General features: G+C 71.5%; 11 protein-coding genes. 6 read left to right on the top strand and 5 right to left on the bottom strand.

Features of this window, described 5'->3' with window-relative positions; genetic code table 11:
• Positions 1 to 8: 8 nt before the first annotated feature.
• Both ABD332_RS05455 and ABD332_RS05450 read right to left on the bottom strand, forming a co-directional pair.
• Positions 9 to 335: a carboxymuconolactone decarboxylase family protein gene (locus ABD332_RS05455; RefSeq protein WP_344500117.1), complete on the bottom strand. Its 327-nt coding sequence runs from the start codon at positions 333 to 335 to the stop codon at positions 9 to 11.
• A gap of 52 nt (positions 336 to 387) precedes the next feature.
• On the bottom strand, positions 388 to 1,266 hold the full coding sequence (locus ABD332_RS05450; protein ID WP_344500115.1) for a helix-turn-helix transcriptional regulator: 879 nt from the start codon (positions 1,264 to 1,266) through the stop codon (positions 388 to 390).
• 524 nt (positions 1,267 to 1,790) lie between these two features.
• On the opposite strand from ABD332_RS05450, the gene ABD332_RS05445 reads away from it, so the two are divergent.
• Entirely contained in the window at positions 1,791 to 4,637 is a 2,847-nt protein-coding gene (locus tag ABD332_RS05445; RefSeq protein WP_344500113.1) for a M36 family metallopeptidase, read from the top strand.
• A gap of 59 nt (positions 4,638 to 4,696) precedes the next feature.
• Here ABD332_RS05445 and ABD332_RS05440 read toward each other — a convergent pair whose 3' ends face one another.
• On the bottom strand, positions 4,697 to 5,137 hold the full coding sequence (locus tag ABD332_RS05440) for an ester cyclase (RefSeq protein ID WP_344500111.1): 441 nt from the start codon (positions 5,135 to 5,137) through the stop codon (positions 4,697 to 4,699).
• Between the two features lie 88 nt (positions 5,138 to 5,225).
• Here ABD332_RS05440 and ABD332_RS05435 point away from each other — a divergent pair, with 88 nt between their 5' ends.
• A complete protein-coding gene (locus tag ABD332_RS05435; RefSeq protein WP_344500109.1) occupies positions 5,226 to 6,338 on the top strand; it encodes a helix-turn-helix transcriptional regulator in 1,113 nt (370 codons plus the stop codon).
• Between the two features lie 128 nt (positions 6,339 to 6,466).
• Complete coding sequence (locus ABD332_RS05430; protein ID WP_344500107.1) at positions 6,467 to 7,138, top strand: hydrolase; 672 nt, start codon at positions 6,467 to 6,469, stop codon at positions 7,136 to 7,138.
• Positions 7,139 to 7,210: 72 nt separating this feature from the next.
• On the opposite strand, the gene ABD332_RS05425 is transcribed toward ABD332_RS05430, so the two are convergent.
• Together ABD332_RS05425 and ABD332_RS05420 are read right to left on the bottom strand one after the other, a co-directional pair.
• Positions 7,211 to 8,752, bottom strand: coding sequence for a glycosyltransferase family 2 protein (locus ABD332_RS05425; RefSeq protein ID WP_344500105.1), 1,542 nt, complete (start codon positions 8,750 to 8,752; stop codon positions 7,211 to 7,213).
• Between the two features lie 180 nt (positions 8,753 to 8,932).
• Positions 8,933 to 9,919: a glycoside hydrolase family 5 protein gene (locus ABD332_RS05420; RefSeq protein ID WP_344500736.1), complete on the bottom strand. Its 987-nt coding sequence runs from the start codon at positions 9,917 to 9,919 to the stop codon at positions 8,933 to 8,935.
• A gap of 380 nt (positions 9,920 to 10,299) precedes the next feature.
• Here ABD332_RS05420 and ABD332_RS05415 point away from each other — a divergent pair, with 380 nt between their 5' ends.
• The 3 genes from ABD332_RS05415 (at position 10,300) to ABD332_RS05405 (ending at position 14,172) form a co-directional block, all read left to right on the top strand.
• The gene (locus ABD332_RS05415) at positions 10,300 to 11,640 is read left to right on the top strand and encodes a condensation domain-containing protein (RefSeq protein ID WP_344500103.1); all 1,341 of its coding nucleotides are present in this window, start codon (positions 10,300 to 10,302) and stop codon (positions 11,638 to 11,640) included.
• Positions 11,641 to 11,722: 82 nt separating this feature from the next.
• Positions 11,723 to 13,060: a type I glutamate--ammonia ligase gene (locus ABD332_RS05410; RefSeq protein WP_344500101.1), complete on the top strand. Its 1,338-nt coding sequence runs from the start codon at positions 11,723 to 11,725 to the stop codon at positions 13,058 to 13,060.
• Positions 13,048 to 14,172: an amidohydrolase family protein gene (locus ABD332_RS05405; protein ID WP_344500099.1), complete on the top strand. Its 1,125-nt coding sequence runs from the start codon at positions 13,048 to 13,050 to the stop codon at positions 14,170 to 14,172. The genes ABD332_RS05410 and ABD332_RS05405 overlap by 13 nt, the downstream gene beginning before the upstream one ends.
• The last annotated feature ends 24 nt before the right edge of the window (positions 14,173 to 14,196 follow it).

The following is a 14,196-nucleotide window of genomic DNA, read 5'->3' as shown; positions in this document are numbered from 1 at the left end:
ATGTGATGTCAGCCGGCGAAGACCTGCTTGGCGACGGTGATCGCGGTCATGGCTTTCGGCCAGCCGGCGTAGAACGCGAGATGGGTGATGGCTTCGATGAGCTCGGTCTCGGTCAGGCCGTTCTCCCTGGCGCGACCGAGGTGGAAGCGCAGCTGCTCGGCGTCACCGCCGGCGACCAGGGCCGCGACGGTGACGAGGCTGCGGTCGCGGGCGGCCAGCTCGCCGCGGTTCCACACATCGGCGAAGAGCACGTCGTCGGTGAGCTCGGCGAGCTTCGGGGCGATGTCGCCGACGGCGCGGCGCCCACCGCCGACCTGCTTCGGCTGCTCGGGCATCGGGAAGTCCCTCCGGTCGGGATGGTCGGGATGGTCGGGGGGGTCGGGATGGTCAGGCCTGGTTGCCGGCGACGTACTGCACGGCTTCGGTGGCGGCCCACGAGGCGAGCAGGGCGAGGGCCTGCGCGGCCGGTGAAGCCGGTGCGGCGGCGTAGATCGTCATGCAGATGCCGTCCTCGGCCCGCAGATCCATGGTTTCGTAGGCCAGCTCGAGCTCGCCGACGATGTGATGGCGGAACGTCTTGGTGCCGGTGCCGTGGATGCGCACGTTGTGCGCCGCCCAGCGGCGGCGGAAGTCGTCGCTGCGGGTCGACAGCTCGCCGACCAGGTCGTGCAGTCCCTTGTCGCGCGGATCCTTGCCCGCGGCGGTCCGCAGGTTCGCCACGAGCATGTCGGCGGCGAGGTTCCAGTCCGGGTAGAAGCGGCGCGCCGCGCTGTCGAGGAACGTGAACCGGCCGAAGTTCGGCGCGCCGGCGGCGCTCGCGTAGACGTCGCTGTACATGGCGCGGCCGAGCAGGTTGGCGGCGAGCAGATCCTGCCGGTTGTTCACCACGATCGCCGGTGCGGTGATCGAGTCCAGTGTCCATTGCAGACTCGGCCGCGCGGTGAATCGCTTGGGCCGGTGACTCGGCCGGACCAGCACGCTGCTGCCGTTGGCCTCCTGGGCCAGGCGCATCAGATGCGCGCGTTCGGCGTCGTCGAGCCGCAGGGCGCGGGCGATCGCCTCCAGGACCCCGGCGGAGACGCCGGCCAGCGCGCCGCGTTCGAGCTTGGCGTAGTACTCGACGCTCATTCCCGCCAGCGACGCCACCTCGCTGCGGCGCAGCCCGGGCACGCGCCGCTGCCCGGCCGTCGGGACGCCCGCCTGCTCCGGGGTTATCTTCGCGCGGCGCGTGGTGAGAAAATCTCGCACCTCGGCTCGGTTGTTCACACCTTCGACGGTACGGCGCGGCCTGCTGAGCTGCGATGTACTCCTGGTACACGCCTCAGAGTCGCGACAGATGTCGAACTGCGATATGGCATAATGCATTGGCACGCGAACGGTTGCCCATTCTTTGGGCTTGTGCGGCGAATGTCGGTCATCGCTATTGGTGAACATTCGCGCGAATAAAGCCGTATCCGGAAGTTCCCGTAAATCGCCGGGCACGCCCGTTGATCGATTTGCCCCTTGTCGCCCGAAGCGCCGCGCCGGCCGCCCAGCCGGGCCGGACCGGCTCCGAGCAAACTCCGAGCTATCCATTGTGGACGAAAGTGTGCGCGACCTGGTGTCCCTGCGCAGGGCCGTGATAGGCCCTATGAGATCAACTGGCGCCCCCGGAGCAACACACGCGCCCCCAACCAACCAGAGGAGAACCGATCGTGCGCAAATCTGGGTTGAACCCCAGGCGCTGGCGGGGCAGGACGCTAGCCGCGTTCACTGCCGCCGCCGTCGTGGCGACGGGTGCGGTAACCGCCGTGCCCGCCGCTGCCGATCCCAAGCCCAACCCCGGAAAAGCCCATGACGTCGACGGGCACGGCCCGCGCGACGTCGACAACCGCCGCGGCGGCAAGGCGCCGACCGCGAAGCAGAAGGCGGCCGCCGACCGTGTCGGCGGCGCGAAGGTCCGCTGGAACTCGCTCGGCCAGCCCGAGTCCGTCGGTCCGGACAAGGCCCTGGCCACCGGCCTGACCGGCGACCCGGTCGCTGCGGCCCGCCAGTACCTGCTCGGCAACCAGGACCTGTACGCGCTGGACGCCCCGGCCGTCGCCGCGATGGAACCCCTGCTGGTCCAGCAGCTCGGCACCGGCAACGTCGTGCTGCTGCGGCAGACCTTCGGCGGCCTGCCGGCCGGCCACGACGGGCTCGTGTCGATCCTGATCGACAAGGGCAACGTCGTGCGGGTCACGTCGTCGCTGACGCGGGACACCGCCGCGCCGGAGCCGGCGACGCTGTCGGCGGCCGACGCCGTCGCCGCGGCCCTCGCCGACGCCGGTCTCACGGCCGGTCAGGTCAGCGAGCCCGACGTCATCGAGGTCGGCGTGCCCACTCCGGAGGACGGCGTGCGCGCCGCCTACCAGGTGAGCCTGGTCTCCACCGATGCCGACAACCCCACGGCGTACTCGACCTTCGTCGACGCGCGCACCGGCGGCATCCTGGTCCGTGAGGACATGGTCGACTTCGACTCCGACAACCCGACCTGGGCCGTCTTCCCGGCGACCGCGCCGCAGACGCTCCCGGCGGGCACCGACCCGCGGGTGACGTGGTGCTTCACCCCGGCGGCCAACTGCATCAAGCCCGTGAAGGACGCCGCGTCGGGCAAGGCCTGGGACGTCAACCAGGTGACCGGCCAGCCGACGTTCACCTCGTCGGGCAACGCGGCCAACAACGTGGTGCAGTGGGGCGGCGGCGTCGCCGCGTTCCCGGCGGCGACCCGGACGGACCGCAACTACACCTACCCGTTCACCGACGCGTGGCACGAGGCCAAGTGCAACCCCGACGTGTTCACCGCGGCCGGGCGCAACGACGGCGACGCGGCCGTGTCGAACCTGTTCGCCATGCACAACCGGATGCACGACTTCAGCTACCACCTGGGCTTCACCGAGGCCGCGTGGAACATGCAGGTCGTCAACATCCAGCCCGGCGGCCTGGGTAACGACCCGGAGCAGGGGCGCGCCCAGTCCGGCGCTCTCAGCGGCAGCCGCAACAACGCCAACCAGAGCACCGGCCGCGACGGCCAGGCGCCGACGACCAACATGTTCCTGTGGCAGCCCGTGGCCGGCTCGGCGTACCCGCCGTGCGTCGACGGCGACTACGACATGACCGTCATCGGCCACGAGTACACCCACGCCATCACCAACCGCATGATCGCCGGGCCGAACAACGGCATCACCGGCACGCAGGGCGGCTCGATGGGTGAGGGCTGGGGCGACCTGGTGGCGGCCGAGTACCTGTTCGAGAACGGCCTGCGCGCCGCCGGCGACACCCCGTTCGTCACCGGTGCGTACGTCACCGGCAACATGCACGAGGGCATCCGCGACTACGACGCCAGCAAGAGCCCGCTGAACTACTCGGACTTCGGGTTCGACCTGGTCGGTCCCGAGGTGCACGCCGACGGCGAGATCTGGGTGGCCACCAACCTGCGGGTGCGGCAGGAATTCATCAACCGCTACGGCCTGGGCACGCCCGAGCTGCAGCAGCAGTGCGCCGACGGTGCCGTCGACGCCGCCTCCTGCCCCGGCAACCGGCGCTGGATCCAGCTGATGTTCGACTCGTACCTGCTGCAGGCGGCCAGCGGCGCCACCATGACCAGCATGCGCGACAACATGCTGGCCGCGGACCTCGTCCGCTTCGGCGGGGCCAACCAGGACATCATCTGGAAGGCGTTCGCCGAGTCGGGCCTGGGTGAGGGCGCGACGGGTTCGTCGTCGGACACCGACCCGACGCCGAGCTTCCACTCGCCGTACGCCGACAACGCCACGGTGACCCTCCGGCCGATGGCCGGTTCCTCGGGCGCGAACGTCACGCTGTACGTCGGCGACTACGAGGCACGGGTGACCCCGGTGGCCGACACCGACCCGTCGACCCCGCTGCCGGACACGTTCCAGATCCTGCCCAACACCGAGTTCCACTTCGTGGTCAACGGCAAGGGCTGGGGCAGCCAGAAGTTCACCGCTTCCTTCAAGCCCGGCAAGGCGCAGGACCTGAAGCTGAAGCTGCCGCAGAACGTGGCCTCCTCGACGCTGGGCGCGGTGGCGTCCGGCGACGGCGTCAACGTCGACAAGATCAACGACGAGACCGAGGGCACCAACTGGGCGTCGGTGAACGGCGTGGCCGGCAAGCAGGTCACGATCGACCTGGCCGGCGACAAGCCGGTCAACGTCCACTCGCTCAACGTCAGCGCCATGCTGCGCCCGGCGCTGCGGGGCGACGTCGACGCCAGCACGGCGAACCAGAACCGGTTCAGCGCGCTGCGCTCGTTCGCGGTCCTCACCTGCGACGCCACGAAGGCCGACTGCAGCAAGGACGCGAGCTACACGGAGGCGTTCCGCAGCACCGACGACGCCTTCCCGGGCGGCGCCTGGCGTCCGGTGGCGCCGCAGCTGAACCTGCGCGCCTTCGACATCCACCCGACGCTGGCCACGCACGTGCGTGTGGTCGTGCTGACCAGCCAGTGCACGGGCAACCCGCTGTACGCCGGTGAGCAGGACAACGACCCGCGGGCGAACACGGACTGCGCTGCCAACAGTCAGTTCCGCAACGAGGTCCGCATCGCCGAGGTGCAGGTCTTCGGCTCCAGCGGCAAGATCACGCCGGAGCAGTAGCCCGGCACCGTCAGGGCCCCGTCGGCGTCGTCCGGCGGGGCCCGCACGCGTTCAGGCGCCTACCCGATCAGGCCGAGCTGCTGCAGGTGGCTGACGTCGTCACGGACGCCCCAGTGGTCGGTGACCCGGCCGTCGGCGCCGAAGCGCATCCAGTGCATCTGCCGGAACCGGAACGGGCGCCGCGTCGGGGCGTTGCCGAGGAACGGGCCGAGGTGGGTCCCGGCGTACCAGTTGCGCATCACCACCACGTCGCCGGCGCCGGTCATGTCCTCGATCTCGGTGCGGGCGTCGGGGAAGGCGGTGCGCAGCATGGAGACCAGCCCGGCGACCGCCTCCGTGCCGGTGCGCAGCGGCTCCGGCGCGGTGTGGTTGACCAGGCCCGGGGCGAAGTGCTCGGCGATCAGGTCGGTCCGGCCCTGATCCATGATCAGCTCGTAGATGCGACGCATGGTGTGCTTGTTGCGCTCGACGGCGTCGTCCGCCGGCAGTGAGATCGTCATGACCCGAACGGTAGGGACGCGCCGGCGGGCCGCCCATCCCCAGAATTCGGGGGTCCCCGCCGCGGGGCTGGGCACTAGCGTTGAGTCCATGCCCGAGACCGCCCAGGAACGCACCCGCCGCGCGGTGCTGCGCCTGTCGCATCTGGGGCTGGACCTGACGGCGTACCGCACGCGGCTGGACGCCGTGCTGCGCGCCGCGGTCGGCTGGGACCTGGCCGCCTGGTCCACCACGGACCCGGCGACGCTGCTGTTCACCAGCTGCGTGCTGGTCGGCCGCGACGAGGACCACGCCCTCGAGCAGCGGCTGTTCGACCTGGAGTTCGGTGAGCCGGATGTGAACACGTTCGCGGCGCTGTTCGCCGACGGCACCGTCGCCGCCGGACTGCACGAGTCCACCGGCGGCGACCTCGCCCGCTCGCCGCGCTGGCGCGGGCTCCTGGCCGGGGTCGGGGTGAGCGACGAGCTGCGGGCCGTGTTCACCGACCGGGGCGAGTGCTGGGGCACCCTCGTCGCCTACCGGCTGGGCGGCCCGCCGTTCACGACGGCGGACGCGCAACTGCTCGCCACGCTCGCCCCGGTCATCGGCGACGGGCTGCGGCGCTGCCTGCTCAGCGCCGCCGCGGACGCGCCGCCCGGCCTGCCGGAACCGCCCGGGGTCCTCGTCATCGACGCCGCCGGCGCGATCACCGGGCGCAGCGCCGCCGCCGAGCGGTGGCTGGCCGAGATGGACGGCCCGGACGCGCTGCCGAGCGCGGTGCGCTCCGTGGCCGCGATGGCCAGGGCCGCGGGTGCCGGCACGGACGGCGCGACCCCGGCGCAGGGCCGGCTCCCGCGGCGCGGCGGCGGCTGGCTGCTGCTGCACGCGTCCCTGCTCGGGGGCGACGCCGGCCAGGTCGCCGTGGTGATCGAGCCGGCCCGCCAGACGCACCTCGCCGACGTGCTGGTGCGGGCCTACGCGCTGACGGGCCGGGAGCGGCAGGTCACCGAGCTGGTCCTGCAGGGCCGCTCCAACGCCCAGATCGCGCGGGCGCTGGGCATCGGCGTGCACACCGTCGGCGACCACCTGAAGTCGGTCATGTCGAAGCTGGCGGTGTCGAGCCGGACCGACCTGGTCGCCGAGCTCTTCGGGCGCCACTACCTGCCGGCGCGGCTCAGCGGGTCGCTGCCCAGCCCGTACGGCTGGTATCTGCCGCCGGCCTGACCGGACATCAAGGGCCGCGGAGAAGTCCCGCCGCATGATCCGGTAGGGCGCGGGTAACTGTGGGCGAGCCGGATCAGGACGCCGGAGGAAACCAGGATACGACCCTCAGCACCAGCTAGGAGGACGTCATGGTAAGCCTGCCCAAGCGGAACCCGGAAAAAGACCACCTGCTGACTCCGGAGAACGCGGCCCTCGTCATCATCGACTACCAGCCGCCGCAGATCTACACGGTGCGGTCCATGGACACGGGCCGGATGGTCAACAACATCATCGCCCTCGCGCGCCTCGCCCGGGTGTTCAATGTTCCGACCATTCTCTCGACCGTCAACGTGAAGTCCGGCGTGAACCCGGACACGATCCCGCAGTTGAGGAACGAGATCGCCGACCTTCCCTCGTACGACCGGACGCAGATCAACGCGTGGGAAGACAAGGAGTTCCTGGACGCGGTGAAGGCCACGGGCCGCCGCAAGCTCATCATGTGCGCGTTGTGGACGGAGGCGTGCCTGCTGTTCCCGAGCCTGGACGCGCTCAACGAGGGATACCAGGTGTTCCCGGTCGTCGACGCGCTCGGCGGCACCACGATCGAGGCGCACGACAACGCGCTCGAGCGCATCAACCACGCCGGAGCCCAGCCCACGACGTGGAACTCGGTGGCGTGTGAGCTCCAGCGCGACTGGGCCCGCACGGAGACGGTCGAGGGCTTCCTGCAGACCGTCATCGACCAGAACGAGGACTGGGGCTGGTACGAGGAGATGCGGGGACGCGGCAAGCGGCTCCAGGTCCCGGTAGGCGCGCGATAGCCGGCCGGATCATCTCCCGCACCGCGTCGGCCTTCGACCCGCCGGAAACGGGTCGAAGGCCGATCCTGTGGGTCATGAGGGCTTCCGGATGACCATGAACCTGTGCTCGGTGCGCCGGGCGAACTTCATGGATCCGCGCAGTCCAGGGATGCTTTCCATCATCCCGAAGACCGGGATCAGCAGGATGACGACCGGAGGCTCCCACCACTTGCGCCGGCCGTCGCCGGACACCACGGCGTTGAGCCGCAGGCCCTCCCAGTACATCCAGATCGTGTAGGCCATGTTCAGCGCCCAGAACGGAATGATGAAGAGCGCCACCGGAGAGGTGTTGCGTTCGGCGACAAGGATGCTGAGCGTCATGACGACCGCGACGTTCGTGATCGGGCCGACGACCCACGACGCCACCGAGTACCCGAGCAGCAGCCGGTTCCGCAGCTGCAGCGACCGGTTGAACACCAGGGCCGTCAGCCCCCACGACCAGCGTTCGCGCTGACGGACGAAGTCACGGAGGCCGGCGGGCGACGCGCCGTAGCACCGCCCGCTGAACCAGGCGCTCCGGCCCTTGTAGCGGGCACTGAAGATCAGCGCGAACTGCGCGTCCTCGACGATGCTCCGGGGACCGAAGTCCCAGCCGATCGTCGCCTCGATCGACGCCCGCACCAGCAGGAGCTCGCCGTGCACGCCCGCGCGCGGGGTGCCGCTGCCGGTCCAGGCCGAGAAGCGCCCGACGTCCTCGGCCGGCCGGACCGAGTCCGCGAGCCAGGTGAGCGTGTTCACGGCGTATTCGCGCGGGTACGTCAGGACGCCCTGAGCCAGGTGCTTGGCGTCGGCGCCGGCCTCGAACTGCTCCTCGATGAACCGGGCCATGGTCAGGGCGGTGTCGGGCCCGACACCGGTGTCGTCGTCCATGTGCAGCACCCACACGTCGTCGCGGTTCTCCCGCTCGTGGATCCGCAGCTCGTGCGAGTAGTTGGTGACCCGCGCCTTGAACTTCGTCCCGTTCGCGGTGTGGTACCGGCTCGGCACGACGACGAGCCGGATCAGCTCGCTCCGCGCGGCCAGCCCTGCGATCCTGTCCGCCGCCTCGCAGCCCTCGTCGATGACGATGTCGATCCGCAGCCGCGGGAAGCACGGGGGCAGGTAGGTGAGGTAGGACTGGACCGAACGCTTGAGCGCGGGGTAGGTGTCGTTCCGCCCGATGGTGGGGACGACGACGATCAGGAAGCCCGCGCTCACCGTCACCCCGCGGCCGGACCAGCGCGCCTCCGACTCCCGCAGTGTCCTGCGGGTCCGCCGGATACCGACGATGCCGGTGATCGTGGTGATGATGGGCCAGGTCCACAGCACGGTCAGCGGCCAGCTGAGCACGCCGGTGGCGAACGGGTTGACGAACCAGAAGTCACTCGCCACGACGACCAGATAGGACAGGATCAGCGGCCAGTACCCCGGCCGCCAGCGGGCGAGGCCGCGGTGCGGCCCTCGCGCCTGCCTCGGGCCGGACACGGTCTGCGTCACCTGCGGCTGCCCTGTGGCCTGCGCTTCCCGGTCCGCGAGCCAGGCGTCGCGATGATGCCAGGCGTCCCGGTCAGGAGTCGCGGTCTTCGACGCTCTCACGTTCGCCTCCCCCTGCGTGCGCGTTGTCGCTGGGCGATGGGCTACTACCCGTGGACAGCTCAGGGGTGGCTTGGGTGATGGTGCGGAAGTCGGCCCTACTTTCGGAGTAGTACCGATGTAGCGGGCCGTTGCCCTTACAGTCCGGCGGGGGCGGCGGTGCCCCCGCCCGCGACTGCCGCTCTACCGGGCCATCGCCCGATCGCCGTAGACGGTGGCTTCCTTCGCGGTCGCCTTGATGCCGTTGGCGCTGTTGAAGAGGTGCTGGCCCCACTCGGTCAACCGGCCGGGGTCGAAGCCGGTGGCCAGGTCGAGGTACTCGACGCCGCCGCTGTTGCCGCTCCACGACCAGCCCAGGTATCCGATCCCGCGGGACTGCGCCTCGTTCATGATGGTGTCCTCGTCCACGTCGCCGTCGGTGTGCTTCCACCCGAACTCACCGACCACCAGCGGCAGCCCGGCGTTCTGGAAGGCGTCGTAGTAGTCGGTGACCTTCGAGGCGGTGCCGTACACGCCGTACATGTGGACCGAGAACACGATGTTGCGCCGCGGGTCGCTGTTGAACACCGACGTGGCGTTGCTGCGCATGACGCCCGACCAGTCCTGTCCCCAGTTCGGCCCGTCAACCATGATCAGGTGTCGCAGGCCGGCGTCGCGCAGCTTCTTGACCGCGCCGCTCGTCGCGCCGGCCCAGCCCGCGGTGTCGGTGTTGCCGTACGGCTCGTTGCCGACGTTGATGACGACGAAGTTCTCCTGGCCGGCGAGGACGCTCTTCAGCCCGGTCCAGTACCCGGCGGCCGCATCCAGGTCGGTGGCCTCGTCCTTCTCGCCGTGCCCGGTGGTGTCGTGGTACTCCAGGACACAGATGAGCCGGTTCTGCTTGCACCTCGCGATGACGTCGGACACCTCGCCGGCGCCGACATCGTTCGTCAGCACGACCCGCAGGGCGTTGGCACCCAGCCGTTTGATGTCGGCGAACGCCTGGTTCTGGTCCTTGTGCCAGGCGTACGGGTGACTGACGCCGCGCATGACGAAGCTGTTGCCGTTGGCCTCGACGATGTTCCTGCCGCTGACGTGGAGCCCGACCCCGGTCCCCGTCTGCAGCGACTGCGACGACCGGGACGGGTGCTTGACGGCGAGCATGAACGCGATGAGCGCGGCGCACACCATTCCCACGGTAATGACTGCTTTTCTCATGATCTCCCTAGGCTTCGGTCGCCGACCGGAGAAGGCACGGGCGACTCCACGCCACGCGGCAGGCGCACACGTGGCGGGGTTGGGTCGGGCAAGGAAGCGGGCGGCGCCGGCGGCCACCTCGCCACCGGGTGGCCACACAGGACCCGAAGGACGCCCTGAACCCGGCGACGTGCCGCCGAGTGTACGGCCCCGCCGATCACCCGCAAAGTCATCCTGGCGCGTTGCCGCACGTCAGCGGCCCTGACGACCCACCATCCGGAGCGTCGGCATCGCGGTACACCTATCTGTAAAGAAACTGTACGATGCTGCCGGGTGATCGATGAACGCCGCGGTGACACGGAAGGACCGGTGGCATGGCAGAACAGATCATGGTCGCCTTCGAGGGTGAGGGTGCCGGTGTCGACGACCTGTCCTGGGGCCAGCTGGACCTGTGGATGGCGATGCGCCGCCAGAACTCCTGGCTGCCCATGGGCGGCGCGACGCCGCTGCCCGACGACACCAGCCTCGCCGACGTCGTGGAGAACCTCCGCTACCTGATGAGCCGCTACCAGCCGATGCGGACCCGGCTGCGCTTCGACGCCGACGACCGGCCGTCCCAGGTGGTCTCCAGCTCGGGTGAGATCGCGCTGGACGTCGTCGAAGCGGGCGATGACGACGACCCGGCGGAGCTCGCCGACGCGATGCGGCGGCGGTACGAGGAGACCGACTACGACTACGTGACGCAGTGGCCGATGCGGATGGGTGTGGTGGTCCGGTCCGGACGGCCGACGCACCTCGTCGCCATCATGTGCCACCTGGTCACCGACGGCTCGGGCGCCGCGGTGATGATCGCCGAGTCCGGCGCGCGGGTGGCCACGCCGGTCAAGGGGATGCAGCCGCTGGAGCAGGCCCGCTGGCAGCGCTCACCGGCCGGTGTCCGGCAGAACGAGGCGGCGCTGCGCTACTGGGAACGGCTGCTGCGGACCATCCCGTCCCGCCGGTTCGCCGGCTCGGACGACCCGCGGCAGCCACGCCACTGGCGGGGCGAGTTCAGGTCCCAGGCCCTGCACCTGGCGACGCAGGCGATCGCCGCCCGGGCCGGCATGGACGCCTCGCCGGTGCTGATGGCCGTCTACGGGGTGGCCCTGCACCGGATGACCGGGATCAATCCGGTGGTGTTCCGGCCCACGGTGAACAACCGGTTCCGCCCCGCCCTCGCCGACGTGGTGTGCACCGTCGCCGAGAGCGGTCTCTGCGCGCTGGATGTCGCGGGGGTACCGTTCTCCGAGGCGCTGGCGCGGACCCAGCGGGCGGCGATGACGGCGTACAAACACGCCTACTTCCATCCGGTACACCTGCAGGACCTGATCGCGAGCGTGGCCGCGGAGCGGGACCCCGACTTCGACCTCGGCTGCTTCTACAACGACCGGCGCATCACCACCCGGGCGGGCGCCACCGGCCCGGCCCCGACGCCGGACCAGATCCGCGAGGCGCTCTCCGGCGGCAACACCACGTTCCGCTGGACGATCCGGCAGGACGACCCCTTCGAGCGGCTGTTCGTCCACATCGACGACGTGCCGGACACGATCCAGATCACCGTGTTCATGGACACCCACTTCGTCTCGCCCGGCGACGCGGAGGCGTTCCTGCGCGGAATGGAGGAGGTCGCCGTCGAGGCCGCGCTCGACCTGGTGCCGCAAGGCCAGACCCGGTAGGACGACGCCTTCCCGGTTCAGCGGGCCCGGCGCGGGTAGGTGTACATCTGCCCCTGCGCCCGCCTCCGGGAAGGACGCGTCGATGGATGACACCGCACGGGCCGGCAGGATCGCCGCCGAGCTTGCTTCCCGCGACGTCCACGCGGTCGCCCTCACCTGGGTCGACAACGCCGGCATCACCAGGGTGAAGACGGTGCCGGTCCGCCGGCTCACCCACGCGGCCAGCTGGGGCGTCGGCATGTCGCCGGTCTTCGACGTGTTCCTCGTCGACGACTCGGCCACCACCAGCGAGCACGTCGGCGGGCCGGCCGGGGACCTGCGGCTGTTCCCCGACCTGGACCGCGCCACCGTCCTGGCCGCGCAGCCGCACTGGGCCTGGGCGCCGGCCGACCGGCGGACCCAGGAAGGCGAACCGTGGCCGTGCTGCCAGCGGACGCTGGCCCGCACCGCCGCCGCCCGCGCCGCCGAGACCGGCCTCGAGCTGCGGATGGCGTTCGAGGTGGAGTGGTACCTCGCCACCGCCGACGGCGAACCGGCCGTGACCGGGCCCGCCTACGGGATGACCCGCGTCGTCGAGGCGGCGGCCTACCTCGACGAGCTGTACCAGGCCCTCGACGCGCAGGACGTGCCCGTCGAGCAGATCCACCCGGAATACTCGCCGGGCCAGTTCGAGGTGTCCGTCGCCGCCGCCGACCCGGTGCTCGCCGCGGACCGGACGGTGCTGGTCCGCCAGACCGTCCGGGCCGTGTCTCAGCGGCACGGCCTGCGGGTGTCGTTCGCCCCCGTCGTCAGCGCCGGCCAGGTCGGCAACGGCCAGCACCTGCATGTCTCGGCGCGCCGCGACGGGCAGACGCTGTTCAGCGGGGGTGCCGGGCCGCACGGGCTGCGCCCGGCCGGCGAGGCCGCGATGGCCGGGCTCCTGCGGCGGCTGCCGGCGCTCGCCGCGCTCGGCTCCCCCGGTGTCGCCAGCCGGCTCCGGCTGGAGCCGCAGCACTGGGCCGCGCCGTTCCGCTGCTGGGGGCACGAGAACCGGGAGGCCGCCCTGCGGCTGGTCACCGGCAGCCCCGGCGAACGCGACCGGGCCGCCAACGTCGAGGTCAAGTGCTGCGACGGCGCCGCCAACCCGTACCTCGTCGTCGCCGCCGTGACCGAGATCGTCGCCGCCTCGTGCGGGTACGACCTGCCGCTGCCCGCCGAGGTGCCGGGCGACCCGGCGCTCTTGCCCGAGGACCGCCGCCCCGAACGGCTGCCGCAGACGGCCGACGCCGCCGTCGCCGCGCTGCGCGCCGACGACCTGCTGGCCGGCCTGCTCGGACCGGCGCTGCTGGAGGCGTACTGCGCGGTCCAGCTCGCCGAGGCCGACCGGTTCGCCGGCGCGACCCCGCAGGAGATCGTCGAGGCGACCCGGTGGAGGTACTGACCGACGGGCTGATCGACGGGCTGATCGACGGACACTGTCACCGGGTGCTGGCCCGCGATCTCGACCGGGCCGCGTTCGAGACCGCCTGCACCGAGGCCGACCTGCCGCCCCCGCCGGGTGTGTCCTATCTGGACAGCCGGGTCGGGCTCGCCGTGCGCCGCTGGTGCGCCCCCGCCCTCGGCCTGCCGGTCCACGCGCCCGCCGACGACTACCTGGCCCGCCGCGCCGAGCTCGGCTGGCGGGCCACGACCGAGGCCCTGCTGCGCGCCGCCGGCCTCGCCGAGCTGCTCGTCGACACCGGCCTCGACGACCCGGACCTGCTCGGCGAAGCCGGCCTCGCCGCGGCCTCCGGCGCCCGCGTCCGCGAGGTCGTCCGCCTCGAACGCGTCGCCGAGACGCTCCCCGCCGACACCGGCGCCGCCGAGTTCGCCGCCGCCTTCGCGTCCGCCCTCGACGGCCGGGTCCGCACCGCCGCCGCCGTCAAGTCCGTCGCCGCCTACCGCCACGGCCTCGCCGTCCCCGCGCGGCCGCCCCCGCCGCGCGCCGTCCAACGGGCCGCCGGCGCGTGGCTGCGCGGCGGCCGCGGCCGGATCACCGACCCGGACCTGCTCGGCCACCTGCTGTGGGCGGGCGTCGGCACCGGCCTGCCGCTGCAATTGCACACCGGCTTCGGCGACCGCGACCTCGCGTTGCACCGCGCCGACCCGGCTCTCGCCCAGCCGTTCCTCGCCGCGCTCGACCCGCGGGGTGCGCCGGTCGTCCTGCTGCACTGCTACCCGTTCCACCGCAACGCCGGCTGGCTCGCCCAGGTGTACCCGCACGTGCACGTCGACGTCGGCCTCACCCTCACCCACGCCGGCGACGCGGTCCTGCCCGAGTTCTTCGAGCTGGCGCCGTTCGGCAAACTGCTGTTCTCCACCGACGCCTACCTGCTGCCCGAGCTGTACCTCGTGGGCGCCGCCCGCTTCCGGCACGCCCTGCGCCGTCTGCTCGACACCTGGCGCGCCGACGACAGCGTCAGCATCGCCGACGCCGAGCGGATCACCGCGCTGGTCGGCGCCGGCAACGCCCGCCGGCTGTACGGCCCGGGAACCACCACGACCGTGCGGTGACGTGAACCGGAGCCGGTGGCGGGA

Origin of the sequence: Dactylosporangium maewongense (assembly GCF_039531485.1) — a bacterium.
Lineage (GTDB): Bacteria > Actinomycetota > Actinomycetes > Mycobacteriales > Micromonosporaceae > Dactylosporangium > Dactylosporangium maewongense.
Note: the sequence above shows the minus strand (reverse complement) of the source record. Positions and strands in the feature narration are given on the sequence as shown.